This is a genomic window from Collinsella sp. SGI.095 (assembly GCF_050314535.1).
Taxonomy (GTDB): Bacteria; Actinomycetota; Coriobacteriia; order Coriobacteriales; family Coriobacteriaceae; genus Collinsella.
This window is the reverse complement of record NZ_JBNPNG010000019.1, coordinates 20,713-34,257: the sequence shown is the minus strand read 5'-3', so window position 1 is coordinate 34,257 and position 13,545 is coordinate 20,713. Positions and strand designations below refer to the sequence as shown.

Sequence of the window (13,545 nt, the reverse complement as noted above, 5' to 3'; positions counted from 1 at the left end):
AAAGGCGTCGGTGTTCGTGATGCGGGGCCCGAGCTACCGCGGCAGGGGGCTCGACACGTACTCGGTGGAGGCCGTCCCCCAGGCGGTGAAGGTGAGGGGGATCCAGCCCGAGGGGATGTAGGAATGCGATAGGAAAGTCATAGATGCGGGCGTGTTGGCCAAAATGGGTCGGCCGGGATTGGTCAATCTCGGCCGACTATATTTGGCTAAATTTTTCCGACACTAACATCGTGAATGTTGAGCGAGGTCATCGACTTGATTTTTCTGGTGTTTGAGATATTAGCTTTCGCGATTTACCCTCCAAATTGCAGAGGTTTGAGACGACCGGAAAGGAATGCTTATGCTCGATTCTCCGTTCTTCAGCTACTGGGGAAAGGCGAAAGGAGTTGCTTTTCTCCATCACGGCAATATCGCATCGGGGCTCAAAGTCGTAAAAACGTCGTAAGGTACGCGATATGGTTCGCCGGGATCCTAACTAGCTAGGCATTTTTCTGAATCTGCAGATGTTCCCATGGCAGATAAACAGTACGCGTTGCATAGGGCGATACCTTTCATATAGAAGGCTGCTAAAGAGTCGAAGCCGGGCGCATGCCAAGTTTTATTTCTTGGCCAGTTTGAAGTAGCGCTCAAATATCAATTCGAAAACGTAATAGAACATCAATCGACTGTCGAGGTCCATGCTGCCCAAGCGGATTTCTTTTTGCACGGTGTAGATGGGGTAGTCGGCTAGTTTCGAGAGGGAATTTCGAGAAAAGCCGGTGAGCGTGACGACCTTGCATCCGCGCGTTTTGGCTATCGATGTGGCGTCAATAGACACCTGCGTCTCGCCGCTTACGGAAACGCTGAAGACCAGGTCGTTTTTGCCGAGGAGTTCTGCGTAATGCCTCATGACGTGGCGTTCACTGAGCGTGTCGGTATTCTTGCCCATTATTTTGAGCTTTTCAGCCATCTCGAGGCACGGGTATTTCGAAAAGCCCGAGCAGAAGAACACGATATGCGAGGCGTCCTGGATAAGACTCACAACCGAATCGATGACCCGGTCGTTAAGCAGATCTTTGGTCTGTACGAGCTGGGTATCAAGAGGAAGTGCCTCGATAGTGAATCGATTGCGATCGAGCGAGGCGGAATACGATTGTTTGAGCTCCGTAAACCCCGAGAAGCCAAGTTTATGGGCAAGCCTGACAATTGTATTGGGAGCGACGAAGAACCGTTCGGCAACGCTCTTAAGCGTGACATCGTCAATATCATCACGCAGCTCGATGATGTAGCGCATGATCTCGCTTTCGAGATCGTTGAGCTTGCTCTCGCCAGCTCGCACATGATCATAAAAGGATTCTTGATCTTTCATAAGATGTTTCAGCCCCTCGCACCTCGCCGTACATATGGTACCGCTTTGTGTAGCCAGGTGAGAAATCGGTAATCGGTCAAGATTGCCTATTGCCCATGAACTGGGCAAACGCGCGTGTCTGCCTACACATATCTGTGTCGTGAGCGAAATCATGTGTCCCCGTTTCGCATTGGCCCACACGGGGACTTGCAAATGACCTTATGTCGCAAAATACCAATCGAAACGAAGCAAGCCGAGGACAGCCGCGGAGCCCAAGGTCTTCGAGAACACCGATCAGCCAACCCTGGAGGGACGGAACATGAAGGATAAGCTCAATATTGTGATCGTTGGCGGCGGCTCCACGTGGTGCCCTGGCATTCTTAAAGCCCTGACCAAGCACATGGACATTCTGCCGCTGAACCGCGTGATGCTCTATGACATCGATGCCGAGCGCCAGCGTCCGATCGGCGAGTTTGGCAAGATCCTCTTCGCCGAGGAGGAGCCCGGTGTGGAGTTTGGTTACACCACCGATAAGGACGAGGCTTACACCGACGTCGACTTTGTGCTCTGCCAGATTCGTACCGGCGGCTACGAGATGCGTAGCAAGGACGAGAAGATTCCGCTGCATATGGGAATCATCGGCCAGGAAACGGTGGGCCCTGGCGGCATGGCTTACGGTATGCGCTCCATGCATGACATGGTTGAGATCGTCAACGACGTTCGCGCCCATAGCCCGGAGGCGTGGATTATCAATTACACCAATCCGGCTGCTATTGTGGCATATGGTCTCGAGCGCGTCCTGCCCGATGAGCATCGCGTTCTCAACATCTGCGACCAGCCTGTCAACCTCATGCGCTCTTACGGTCGCCTGCTCGGTCGCGATATGAGCAAGACGGAGCCCGTGTACTTTGGCCTCAATCACTTCGGTTGGTTCAAGCACATCTACGATGAAGAGGGCCATGACCTCGTCCCGCAGATTAAGGAGTACACGGAGAAGAACGGCTTCCTTCCTGCCGATGCCGAGCAGCGTGACCAGTCCTGGCTTGATACCTACGCCATGGTCAAGGACATGCTCGAGGACTTCCCCGACTATCTGCCCAACACTTATCTGCAGTACTATCTGTATCCCGAGTACAAGGTCGCTCACCTCGACCCCGACTACACTCGCTCCGACGAGGTTATCAACGGTCGCGAGAAGCGCGTGTTCGCCGAGTGCGAGCGTGTTGCCAAAGTCGGCACCGCAAAGAACTCCTCGGTTGTGCAGAACGATGCTCATGGCGATATGATCGTGGAAATCACCTCGGCTATTTATCGCAACACCAACAAGACCTTCATTGTCATCGTGCCCAACAACGGCATTATCGAGGGTATGCCCGATGACGCCATGGTCGAGGTCGCGGCAAGCGTGGGCGCCAATGGCCCGCAGCCCTATGCTGTTGGCAAGATTGGCACCTTCTATCGCGGTCTTATGGAGAACCAGTACGCCTATGAGCGCCTGACTGTTGAGGCTTGGATGGAGGGTTCCTACGAGAAGGCCCTGCAGGCACTCACGCTTAATCGTCTGGTCGGTGACGCAAAGAAGGCGCGCAAGGTGCTCGATAAGCTCATCGAGGCCAATAAGGATTACTGGCCGGAGCTTAAGTAGCTAGTTCCATAGCGTTAGATAACTGTTATGGGGCGTGTGGGTTGTAGAGCTGCACGCCCCGTTTCTTTAAGAGGGGTATCCCATGAACAAAGATGAGCTGCTGGCAAAGTTCCAACGCCTGGGCAAAGTCCTCATGACGCCTGTCCTAATCCTGCCAATCGCCGGCATCCTTCAGGGCTTTGGCAATGCCTTTACCAGCCCCACCCTTACGGCAGCTGTTCCCTGGCTTGCTGCTCCGGGCTTTGCGATTTTCTTTTCGATTCTTAAGGCCGCAGCCGGCATCGTTATGAGCAACATCCCGGTTATCTTCTCGATTTGTCTCGCCTATGGCTTCGCCAAGTCCGAGAAGGCTACCGCGGCGCTTTGTGGCTTTTTGGGCTACATGTGCATGAACTCCGTGATGGGCACGTTCCTCACGGCGACCGGCGTTATCGATCCCGCCAATCTTACGACGGGTCAGAGCACGATCCTCGGTATCACCACGCTCGACACGGGCGTTATCGGCGGTCTTCTGGTGGGTGCAATCGTCGCATACCTGCATAACCGTTACTACAAGATTGAGCTGCCTGCCGTGTTCTCCATCTTCAACGGCACGCGCTTTATTCCGGCGGTAACGCTGCTCTCATGCAGTGTCCTCGCATTGGTCATGTCCTTTGTTTTCCCGTTTATCCAGAACGCTCTCGGTGCGCTGTCCGAGTTCATCAAGACTACGGGTGCCTTTGGTGCATTTGTCTACGGCGCTGGCGAGCGCATGCTCCTGCCTTTTGGTCTGCATCACTTTGTCTATTTACCGTTCTTCTTCACGTCGCTCGGTGGCGTCGAGACCATCGACGGCCAGACCGTTCAGGGCGCTATCAATATCTACAACGCGATCCTGGGCTCTCCTAGCACGCCGTTTAACATCGAGGTCAGCCGTTTTGTCATGAACGGTAAGGTTATCTTCGCCATGTTCGGCCTGCCCGGTGCTGCACTCGCCTTCTACAAGACGGCGCTTCCCAAGAACAAGAAGAAGACCGCAGCGCTCATGATTGCCATCGTGGTGCCTTGCATCCTCTCCGGCATTACCGAGCCGCTCGAGTACTCCTTCCTGTTTATCGCGCCCATCCTCTACGTGTTCCACGCTCTCATGGCTGGTCTTGCCTATGCGCTGACCTATATCCTGCAGTTCAACGTGGCCGGCTCCGCATCCTTTGGCGGCCCGCTCTTGTCGTTGATCTTTAACGGCATTATGGGTGCAGCCAAGGGCTCCAACTGGCAGGTTATCCTGTTCCTCGGCCCCATCTACTTCGTGGTGTACTACTTCGTCTTCAAGTTCATCATTCTTAAGAAGGATCTAAAGACCCCTGGCCGTGAGGAAGAGTCTGGCGATGAGGCCGAAAAGGCTCCCAAGACCGTGATCAGCGACCTCATTCCCGCCATCGTTGAGGCAGTGGGCGGCGACAACAACATTAAGTCTGTCGAGGCCTGCTTCACCCGTCTGCGCATCCAGCTCAATGACTGTGACAAGGTGGTTGATGACGCCGAGTTTACCGAAAAGCTCGAAGCGCGTGGCATCGTGCATGTTAACGGCGGCGTGCAGATTGTCTACGGCAACATGGCATCTAACTACGCAACCCAGATGCGCGAGCTGCTGGGTATGGAGTAAACGCCCCACATATCTATAAAATCCTGTATAAAAGGCGGCGGCAGACAATGTGTCTGCCGCCGCCTTTGAGTTGCCCCACGCGCATTTCGTGTATTTGAAATACACGAAATCGTAGAAAAGCGTGTATCTGAAATACACGAAATTGCACTGTCGGAGCTTGCAGGCGGATAGACACTACTCGTATGGGACGGTTTTCACCGGTTGCTCGCCACCTTGGGCTATGTTCGCCCCTATGCCTGCATCCGGGGCTGTGTTGATTGACGACGGCGTTCCCAGCGGGCGAGCTTAATCGTCACCAGCGTGAGCGCCCAGGCCACAAGCGAGAACGCGGCGCCCACTGCGCCTACGTACGCAATGCCTACGCTGCCTACCACGGTGCCGCCCACTGCGGTGCCAAACGTGATGCCGACGTTAAACCCATGGGCTCAACCGAGCTTGCGAGTACTATCGACTTGGGATGGCGGCGGCGTGCCACGTCCATGAAGTGCGTGAAGCATGACACCGAGAACAGGTACATGAGCAGCGCCAAGCTAATGTGACAAAGGGACAGTCCGTTTGTCACATTCCATACCTTAGAAACTTGCAAATTCTTCAAGTTTCTAAGGTAACATCTTATAAACTTGCAAAAAATGCAAGTTTATAAGATTTCATGTCTGGTCGGGCGCTAGGGAGACTCTATGGATATCGTTCGCCGAAGCCGTTATCTTGATCGACTCATTGCTTTTCAGGATACCGACCTCATCAAAATCGTGACGGGCATACGCCGTTGTGGCAAATCAACGTTATTGGACATGATGAGGGACTATCTGGCGCAACAGGGGGTACCAGCCGAGCGTTTGCTGACCTTTAAGATGGAATCTCTAGAGTACGCGGGAATTACGGATTATCTGACGTTTTATCGTATGGTTCGGGAGCGCATCGACGGCATCGATCATCCCTACCTGTTCTTTGACGAGCTCCAGAATGTCGAAGGTTGGGAAAAAGCGGTCAACTCGCTCCGAGTGGATTTGCCGTGCGATATCTATGTCACGGGCTCCAATGCCTTTTTGCTATCGAGCGAGCTCGCAACGCTTATCTCGGGCCGATATGTCGAGGTCAAGATGCAGCCTCTCACGTTTGGCGAATATCTTGATTTTCGCTCGATTGATGCGGTCGCCGCTGAAGGGCTTGGTGAGAGGGTCGAACTTGTTTCCAAGACGGGCGATCGCCTTAATTCAAATACCGTGCTTGAGCAGTACATAACCTATGGCGGCATGCCGTTTCTGGCCCATGATGAGCCGAGACGTGAGCTGTGTCGCGACTATATCCGTAGCCTCTACCAGACGATCGTCGCGCGCGATATCCTGTCGCGTGTGACGCGTAGGGGTCGCGGAGCTATCACCAAGCGCGATGTTCTCGAGCGGCTCTGTGCGTATCTGGCAGACAACATCTCCAACCAAACCTCGGTCAACAAAATCGTAGGGACGCTCAACGAATCAGCGGGCGGTAAGACCAACGCATCGACGGTGTCGGCATATATTGACGCTCTGGAAGAGACGTACCTGTTTACCAAAGTAAAAAGGTATGACATCAAGGGGCGGGAGCTTCTTAAGACAGGCGGTAAATATTACATAGCTGATACGGGAATTCGCAGCTATCTTGACGGATATAGAGGTAGCGATAGCGGAAGGATGCTCGAGAACGTTATCTACAACCAGCTTGTCTTTGAAGGATACGAAGTGTTTTGCGGCCATCTACGCGCGGGGGAAATCGACTTTGTCGCAATCGGCGAGGGATCAGACCGCAAATATATCCAGGTTACCGAACGGATCGATGCCGAGGCGACGAGGGAACGCGAGCTGCGACCGCTCAAGCTAAGCACGCTAGGAAAAATTCCTGATTCGTATGAGAAGATCCTGATTGTCAGGGATGGCGACCATCCAACGGACATCGATGGCATCAGAATCGTGGGGGCAGTCGACTTCTTGTTGAGAAATAAGATTACCCGCGGCTAAACGTAAACAGATCCGTTTCGATGCGACAAAGGAGCAGTCCTTTTCGCATTCCGTGCGAGCCCTCGTGCCGTCTGGGGGTATAAGGCTAGCAAGTGTTTATTTGCGAGGCCTAAGGGGCGCCCCGTATGGATATCGATAACTTTGAATGGTGGTATAGCGAGGGCGAGGTTCCGGACGAGGAGTGGGACGAGCCCGCGCCGCATGACGTGTCGAGCGACGAGGACGAGAGCGGCGACGATGCCGTCGAGACGGATGCCGCTTCCGACTCGGCCGAACCCCTAACCTTTGAACAGGCCTGGGCCCAGGCTGAGGCCGACGAGGCAAAGGCCGACGCCACGGCCACACTGGGTGAGCCGGCCGACATGTCCATCTCGCCGGCAAAGACCCCGCAGCCGCGTCACACTATCGACCCCGACAGCACGGCATCCTTTAGCATTCTCGACGTGCCCGCGCAAGGCGCCCAGGCGCCTGCGCCCGCGCATCGCCCCGATCTGGCTCGCGAGGAAGGCGCGGGCCGGCGCTCTCCGCTCGGCCCCATCCTCATCGCCTTCATGGCCGGCGTTATCGCCTGCTCGGCAATCGGCAGCGTTTGGAGCCATGTTGAGCAGCAGCGCCAAGACGCCGCCAAGGTCGAGATCTCCGTCGAACAATCGCTCAACCGTACGCGCTCGGTGCATGTGTCGGTCGAGGTCAAGGACGGCGCGACGTGGGATACCGCGCGCGGCGACAGCCAGATGCTCATCCATATCGTGGGCCGTACGCTCAAGGGACAAGCGATCGACGAGCACCAATACGTCAATTCCGAAGGTGACGGTATCGAGCTCAAGCCCGGCGACTACGAACTTACGGTCGATGAGCCACCTGTCGCCACCGACGGCACGCGTTTTCGTGCCTCGAAAAGAATGGTTCCCGCGAGCTTTAACTCGCGGGCGCCCGATACGGTCGACACCACCTCGCAGGGCGGGTTTGACCTTTACGTGGATACCCAGTAGGCGCTCGCCGCCCATTTCCGCTATGGCTACTCAATAATCGCCTGCCGTCCCGTCCCGCCGCCAAGAGTGGGACAATAGTTCTCGACACTATTGTTTACTTTTGGAGGAAGTAGCATGTCTACCGTCACTACCATCAGGCGCGGCGGCCTCACCGCGGCCATCGATTCCATGGGCGCCCAGCTCACGAGCCTTGCCCTCAACGGCAACGAGTATCTGTGGCAGGGCGATCCCGCTTTTTGGGGCAAGCATGCGCCCATCCTGTTCCCCATTGTGGGCTCGCTGCGCAACAACACGGCGACGTCTGCGGCCGGCAGCTGCGAGATGGCGCGCCACGGCATCGCGCGTATCGTGGAGCACAAGCTGGTCGAGGTGTCGGAGGACGGTTCGTCCGTCACCTACGAGATTACCGATACGCCCGAGTCGCTCAAGGCCTTCCCGTTCCACTTTAAGCTCAACATGACCTATGCCCTGACTGGCGACGCCACTCTTACGCAGACCTTTGCCGTCACCAACACCGGCGACGTGGACCTGCCGTTTTCGGTGGGCGGCCACCCCGCATTTAACGTGCCCGTTCCCGGTGCCGAGGACGAGGCGTTCGAGGATTACGAGCTGGCGTTTACCGAGGCTTGGACTAACGAGGCGCCCATCATCACGCCCGATGGCCTTATGACGTTCGAGGGAAGCTACAAGGCTCCCGATAACTCGGACGTGCTGCCCATCACACACCGTAGCTTCGACAACGACGCCATCATGTTCACCGATACCCCGGGCTCCACGCTCACGCTGCGCAGTCGCAAGTCGGGCCACGGCGTCAAGATTGACTTTGAGGGCTTTAAGTACATTGGCGTGTGGTCTGCCGCCAACGACGCCCCGTTCGTGGCGCTCGAGCCTTGGACCGGACATACCACCATGGACACCGAGGACGACGTCTTCGAGCACAAGGTCAACACCATCACCTTGGCTCCCGGCGCCACCGACAAGCGCGCCTTCGAGGTTACGCTGCTCTAGAGGTTCCGCCGTTCTAACGAACGGCGGACCGGTCGACGCTGCGCGCCACCCAGAGCGACAATTTGTCATTCAAAAGGCAAGGCATGACCAGAAGGTCTATGCCTTGCCTTTTTCATGCCAACTTGTTCGCTCTGGGTGGCGCTCGCTGGCATTGCCGAATCATCGACGTCCCCAACGACTACCAATCGTTTTCTGTTTGTTAATTTGTATATATGCATCTGCTGGAGGTAACGCTGAGCGGTATCCTGTTAAGTCGTTAGCATACGATTCAACAGGGAAGGCAGATTATACATTCTCCCCATCAGCGCGACGTGCATCCACAGCCGGTGTGCAGCCGTCGCATCTTCTTGGGTAGCGCTCTTGCCGCGAGCGCTTCCGCCGTCGCCGGCGCGCTCGCCGGCTGTCAGCGTCCGTCCACGCTCAAGGTGGTTCAGCCCACGACGGGCGGCGGTCGCGACGACCTGTCCGATTCCGTGATCGGCAAGGATAAGATTCGCATCGGCATGGAGGCGGCCTACGCCCCGTACAACTGGCAGGTTTCCGAAGCCAGTGAGTACACCATCCCCATCGACAACGTACAAGGCGCCTATGCCGATGGCTACGACGTACAGATCGCCAAGATTGTCTGCAAGGCCCTCGGTGGCGAGCCCGTTGCCGTCAAGCAGAGCTTCTCGGGCCTTATCGATTCGCTCAACAACGGCCAGATCGACCTCATCATCGCCGGTATGAGCGCCACGCCCGAGCGTGAGGAGTCGGTCGGCTTCTCCGACCCGTACTTTATTGGCTACTTTGGCCTGTTCGTAAAAGAGGGTTCCCCCTACCAAAACGCCACCAAGCTCAGTGACTTCAGCGGCGCCACGGTGCTCGGCCAAAAGGACACCATGCTCGATACCGTCATCGACGAGATCCCGGGCGTCGTTCACAAAAACCCGGTCGACTCCGTCCCCACGGTGTTCTCGAACCTGTTGCAGGGCACCTGCGACGCCGTGACGTACAACACCGAAAATGAAAAGGGCTACATGGCCCAAAATCCCGGTATCGTCCCCATTCATTTTGCCGAGGGCGAGGGCTTTAAGCAGGAGGTCGCGGCAAACGTCGGCTGCCGCAAGGGCTCGGACAAGCTGCTTAAGCTCATCGACAAGACGCTCAAGGGCGTCAGCCAGGAGGAGCGCGACCAGATGTGGGACGCGTGCCTCGACCGTCAGCCGGCATAGGGAGGCAGCATGAAAGCCATTAATCGTCTGGTCTCCTTTATCAAAGCCGACCATCGTTATGTGTACCTGGGCACGAGCGTCATCGCGGCGCTCGGACTGGCGTTTAGCCAGCGCAACCCCACGCCGCTGAGCTTCTTGGCCCCCACGGGCGTGCTCCAAGATTGCCTTTGGGCGATCCTGTGGGCGTGGCTCGTCGTGTCGGCGGCGGCGCTGGTCACCAAGCTTATGCACTGGAGCGACTATCGCGAAAAGTCGCTGTTCGCATCCGAGCGTTTCCGTCGTGGAGCACGCTTGGGCAGCTATGTCGTGGTCGCCATCGCGGTGGTCTTTTTCGTGGATCGCTGCGTCATGTCGTTTATCGACTTGGTGCAGGTGAGCATTGTCTCGGATTCCAACCCCAGCGACTTTTTGTCGAGCCTGGTCTACATGACCTACAAGAGCGGCGACTTCTTTATCCGCGGCATCGAGATTACCATCGCGCTTGCCACCTTCGGCACCGTCATCGCCTTTTTCCTGGCACTGCTCTTTGTGTTTTTGCGCATTCAGACCTTCGATCGCGTGGACAACGACCTGGTGCGCTTCTTTAAGAGCATCGGCCGCGGCTTTACGACCGTCTACTCCACCATCGTGCGCGGTACGCCCATGATGGTCCAGGGCCTGCTCATCTATTACGCGGGCTTCACCGTTTTGCGCGGCATGGGCTTCGAGACCGCCCAGGCCAACCAGCTTTGGAGTACCTTTACCGCCGGCCTCGTCACCATCTCGCTCAACTCCACCGCCTACATGATGGAGGTCCTGCGCGGCGGCATCGAGTCCATCGATCCCGGTCAGGCCGAGGCGGCGCGCTCGCTGGGTCTGTCGCAGTGGCAGGCTATGCGTAAAGTCGTGTTTCCCCAGGGCATTAAAAACGCGATTCCGGCGCTCACCAACGAGCTCATCATCAACATCAAGGACTCGTCGGTGCTCTCGGTCATCGGCGTGTTCGACCTCATGTACGCCACTACCACCGTCGCCGGCGTGTACTACCGCCAGATGGAGGTCTACTGCGTGGCACTCGTGGTCTACCTAATCCTGACGCTCGTGGCGAGCCGCCTGCTCGAGGCCTTTGGCAAAAAGCTCGGCGCCGAGGCCCCGGCCACGCTGCCCAGCTCCAACTAGGCTCAAGACGAGGAGAATCATCATGGCAGATACCGCCACTACCGGCGCTGCGGCCGCCGTACAGACCAATGAGCCGCTCATCCGCGTCGAGGGCCTGCACAAGAGCTTCGGCTCGCTCGAGGTGCTCAAGGGCATCGACCTGTCCGTTAACCCCGGCGAGGTCGTTACCATTATCGGCGCTTCGGGTTCGGGCAAATCGACCTTTCTGCGCTGCCTCAACCTGCTCGAGACCCCGGACGCGGGCCATATCTGGTTCCATGGCCAGGACCTCACGGCCGAGCGCTGCAACATTAACAAGCTGCGTGAGGACATCGGCATGGTGTTCCAGGGCTTCAACCTGTTTAACAACATGGACGTGCTCGATAACTGCATGCTTGCGCCCGTCACGCTCAAAAAGATGAGCAAGGCCGAGGCCGAAAAGGTCGCGCTGGAGCATCTGACGAGCGTGGGACTCGAAAAGTTCGCGCACGCCGCCGTGGGTCGCCTGTCCGGTGGCCAAAAGCAGCGCGTGGCCATCGCTCGTGCCCTATGCATGAATCCGCAGATCATGCTGTTCGACGAGCCGACCTCCGCACTCGACCCCGAGATCGTGGGAGAGGTGCTCGAGGTCATGCGCAAGCTCGCTGCCGACGGCATGACCATGGTCGTCGTCACGCACGAGATGGCCTTTGCCCGCACCGTGTCCGATCGCGTGGTCTTTATGGACAAGGGCGTGGTCCTCGAGGACGCCGCGCCGGCGGAGCTCTTTGGCAACCCCAAGCACCAGCGTACCCGCGAGTTCCTCTCGCGCTATCTTGAGGACAAATAACCAACCGCAAATGTTTGCATGGCAGGGCCGTTCCGGTGGGGCGGCCCTCGTCATCACAATCGAAAGGATGTCATGGCCGAGGTTTGGCGCTTCTTTGCGCATGAGGATGATTTTGCCGATTTGGACGAAGTTGGCGCGTGCGAGCGCCTGGGGCGCGTGCTGTCGTTTCCGACCGTTTCGAGTATGGATGCCGAGGCGGTGAACTGGCAGCCGTTCGATGACCTGCGCGTCTATATGCAGCAGGCGTGGCCACATGTGTTCGCGGCGGGCGAGGTCGAACTCATCGACCACTCGCTGCTGGTGACACTTGGCGGTTCCGACCCTGCCCTCAAGCCCGTTATGCTCATGGGCCACATGGACGTGGTTCCCGTGGTGCCCGGCACCGAGGCCGACTGGACGCATGCCCCCTTTAGCGGTCACGTGGACGACACCTACATTTGGGGTCGCGGCGCTATCGACATGAAAGACCAGGTCGCAGGTATTCTCGAGGCGGTTGAGTATGCGTTGGTGCACGGCTGGGAGCACGAGCGGACGCTGCTGCTCGCCTTTGGCCAGGACGAGGAAACCACGCAGTATGGAGCGGGGGCCATCGGCCGCGTGCTCGAGGAGCGCGGCGTTGAACTTGAATACCTGATCGACGAGGGTGACTACCGTATTGTTTCGGCTGCCGAGTACGGCGCGGGCGAGGGCTGGCTTATGCATGCCGACCTTGCCGAGAAGGGCTATGCCGATATCGTGCTCAAGACGAAGAGCGAAGGCGGACATTCGTCCAACCCCTACGGCGGCACATCGCTCGAGGTATTGAGCCGCGCTATCGCCGCAATCTGCGATATCGAGTGGCCGACGCGCGTGACCGATCTGCTTGCCGCGCAGCTTGTCGAGTTGGGGCTCTACACGGCGGATGAGATTGCCGCCAACGGAGGCGTCATTGTTCGCGACTGCCTCGCCAGCAACAAGCTCTATCCGCTCGTGACCACTACCTGTGCGCCCACGCAGATTGAGGGCGGCAGCACTGGCGCCAACGTGATGCCGCAGGATATGTGGGCCAATATTAACTTCCGCATGCTCGAGGGCACGGGCGTGGCTGATGTTGTTGACCGTTGCCGCGAGGCCGTTGCCGCTGCGGGCCTTACCGGGCGCGTGGAGGTCGAACTTGGCCCCGGCAGCTCCGAGCCTTCGCCGTCCCCACGTGTTGGCGGACCGGGGCTCGAGGCCGTTCGCACTATTGCCGCCCGCTACTTTCGTGATCAAAAGGGGGCGGAGGAAAACGTACCGAATGCGGCGGGCGGGGCTGCTGTCGGCATTGTGCCCTCAACTGTGATCGGTGCCACCGATGCGGCTAACTATCAGCGTATTTGCTCTGAATGCATTCGCTTTTCGGCGTTTGTGGTCGACGATGACGAGTGCGATCGCGGTGTCCACGGCACCAACGAGCGCATTACCCGCCGTGCCTACCTCCAGGGTGTCCACTTTTTCATCGCACTGCTTCAAACGCTCTAGAATGTGACAAAGCGACAGTCCCTTTGTTAGCCGTTGTAGTCGTTGGGGACGTTCTTAAACGACTCGTCGTTAAGGAACGTCCCCAACGACTACGTCCACTCATTCCGTGCGGGTTATATGCAGGTTTGCCTGCGCACGCTATCATATATGGGTTAGACCGCAACTATGTACCCTATACGCGAAGGGATGCGCATGTATCTGAAAATCGACATGTTCTAGCTGGGCTTACCCCGCAACGGCGCCATGCGCCCCAT

The 13,545-nt window shown here is 57.4% G+C and carries 11 protein-coding genes; 10 read left to right on the top strand and 1 reads right to left on the bottom strand.

Features of this window, described 5'->3' with window-relative positions:
* Positions 1 to 598: 598 nt before the first annotated feature.
* On the bottom strand, positions 599 to 1,348 hold the full coding sequence (locus ACQRCA_RS07300; protein ID WP_117757480.1) for a MurR/RpiR family transcriptional regulator: 750 nt from the start codon (positions 1,346 to 1,348) through the stop codon (positions 599 to 601).
* A gap of 298 nt (positions 1,349 to 1,646) precedes the next feature.
* Between ACQRCA_RS07300 and ACQRCA_RS07295 the strand changes: the two genes are divergently transcribed.
* From ACQRCA_RS07295 to ACQRCA_RS07250, 10 genes are all read left to right on the top strand, one after another.
* The gene (locus tag ACQRCA_RS07295; RefSeq protein ID WP_089573127.1) at positions 1,647 to 2,972 is read left to right on the top strand and encodes a 6-phospho-alpha-glucosidase; all 1,326 of its coding nucleotides are present in this window, start codon (positions 1,647 to 1,649) and stop codon (positions 2,970 to 2,972) included.
* Between the two features lie 82 nt (positions 2,973 to 3,054).
* Positions 3,055 to 4,617: a PTS transporter subunit EIIC gene (locus tag ACQRCA_RS07290; protein WP_427719711.1), complete on the top strand. Its 1,563-nt coding sequence runs from the start codon at positions 3,055 to 3,057 to the stop codon at positions 4,615 to 4,617.
* A gap of 257 nt (positions 4,618 to 4,874) precedes the next feature.
* Positions 4,875 to 5,156, top strand: a complete 282-nt coding sequence (locus tag ACQRCA_RS07285) for a hypothetical protein (protein WP_427719710.1) — start codon at positions 4,875 to 4,877, stop codon at positions 5,154 to 5,156.
* Positions 5,157 to 5,294: 138 nt separating this feature from the next.
* The gene (locus tag ACQRCA_RS07280) at positions 5,295 to 6,611 is read left to right on the top strand and encodes an ATP-binding protein (protein WP_427719709.1); all 1,317 of its coding nucleotides are present in this window, start codon (positions 5,295 to 5,297) and stop codon (positions 6,609 to 6,611) included.
* Between the two features lie 125 nt (positions 6,612 to 6,736).
* A complete protein-coding gene (locus ACQRCA_RS07275) occupies positions 6,737 to 7,603 on the top strand; it encodes a hypothetical protein (protein WP_427719708.1) in 867 nt (288 codons plus the stop codon).
* Between the two features lie 114 nt (positions 7,604 to 7,717).
* Positions 7,718 to 8,611, top strand: coding sequence for an aldose 1-epimerase family protein (locus ACQRCA_RS07270; RefSeq protein ID WP_427719707.1), 894 nt, complete (start codon positions 7,718 to 7,720; stop codon positions 8,609 to 8,611).
* Positions 8,612 to 8,922: 311 nt separating this feature from the next.
* Complete coding sequence (locus tag ACQRCA_RS07265; protein WP_427719706.1) at positions 8,923 to 9,825, top strand: transporter substrate-binding domain-containing protein; 903 nt, start codon at positions 8,923 to 8,925, stop codon at positions 9,823 to 9,825.
* 9 nt (positions 9,826 to 9,834) lie between these two features.
* Positions 9,835 to 10,983 (top strand): amino acid ABC transporter permease, encoded by a 1,149-nt coding sequence (locus ACQRCA_RS07260; RefSeq protein WP_427719705.1) that lies wholly within the window; start codon positions 9,835 to 9,837, stop codon positions 10,981 to 10,983.
* A 22-nt stretch (positions 10,984 to 11,005) separates the two neighbouring features.
* Positions 11,006 to 11,791: an amino acid ABC transporter ATP-binding protein gene (locus ACQRCA_RS07255; protein WP_427719704.1), complete on the top strand. Its 786-nt coding sequence runs from the start codon at positions 11,006 to 11,008 to the stop codon at positions 11,789 to 11,791.
* Positions 11,792 to 11,863: 72 nt separating this feature from the next.
* Positions 11,864 to 13,291, top strand: a complete 1,428-nt coding sequence (locus ACQRCA_RS07250; RefSeq protein WP_427719703.1) for a M20/M25/M40 family metallo-hydrolase — start codon at positions 11,864 to 11,866, stop codon at positions 13,289 to 13,291.
* The last annotated feature ends 254 nt before the right edge of the window (positions 13,292 to 13,545 follow it).

Excerpts from the sequence above, each read along its gene's own strand:
- ACQRCA_RS07300 (WP_117757480.1), bottom strand. The coding sequence starts at position 1,348 with ATGAAAGATCAAGAATCCTTTTATGATCATGTGCGAGCTGGCGAGAGC.
- ACQRCA_RS07295 (WP_089573127.1), top strand. The coding sequence starts at position 1,647 with ATGAAGGATAAGCTCAATATTGTGATCGTTGGCGGCGGCTCCACGTGG.
- ACQRCA_RS07290 (WP_427719711.1), top strand. The coding sequence starts at position 3,055 with ATGAACAAAGATGAGCTGCTGGCAAAGTTCCAACGCCTGGGCAAAGTC.
- ACQRCA_RS07280 (WP_427719709.1), top strand. The coding sequence starts at position 5,295 with ATGGATATCGTTCGCCGAAGCCGTTATCTTGATCGACTCATTGCTTTT.
- ACQRCA_RS07275 (WP_427719708.1), top strand. The coding sequence starts at position 6,737 with ATGGATATCGATAACTTTGAATGGTGGTATAGCGAGGGCGAGGTTCCG.
- ACQRCA_RS07270 (WP_427719707.1), top strand. The coding sequence starts at position 7,718 with ATGTCTACCGTCACTACCATCAGGCGCGGCGGCCTCACCGCGGCCATC.
- ACQRCA_RS07260 (WP_427719705.1), top strand. The coding sequence starts at position 9,835 with ATGAAAGCCATTAATCGTCTGGTCTCCTTTATCAAAGCCGACCATCGT.
- ACQRCA_RS07255 (WP_427719704.1), top strand. The coding sequence starts at position 11,006 with ATGGCAGATACCGCCACTACCGGCGCTGCGGCCGCCGTACAGACCAAT.
- ACQRCA_RS07250 (WP_427719703.1), top strand. The coding sequence starts at position 11,864 with ATGGCCGAGGTTTGGCGCTTCTTTGCGCATGAGGATGATTTTGCCGAT.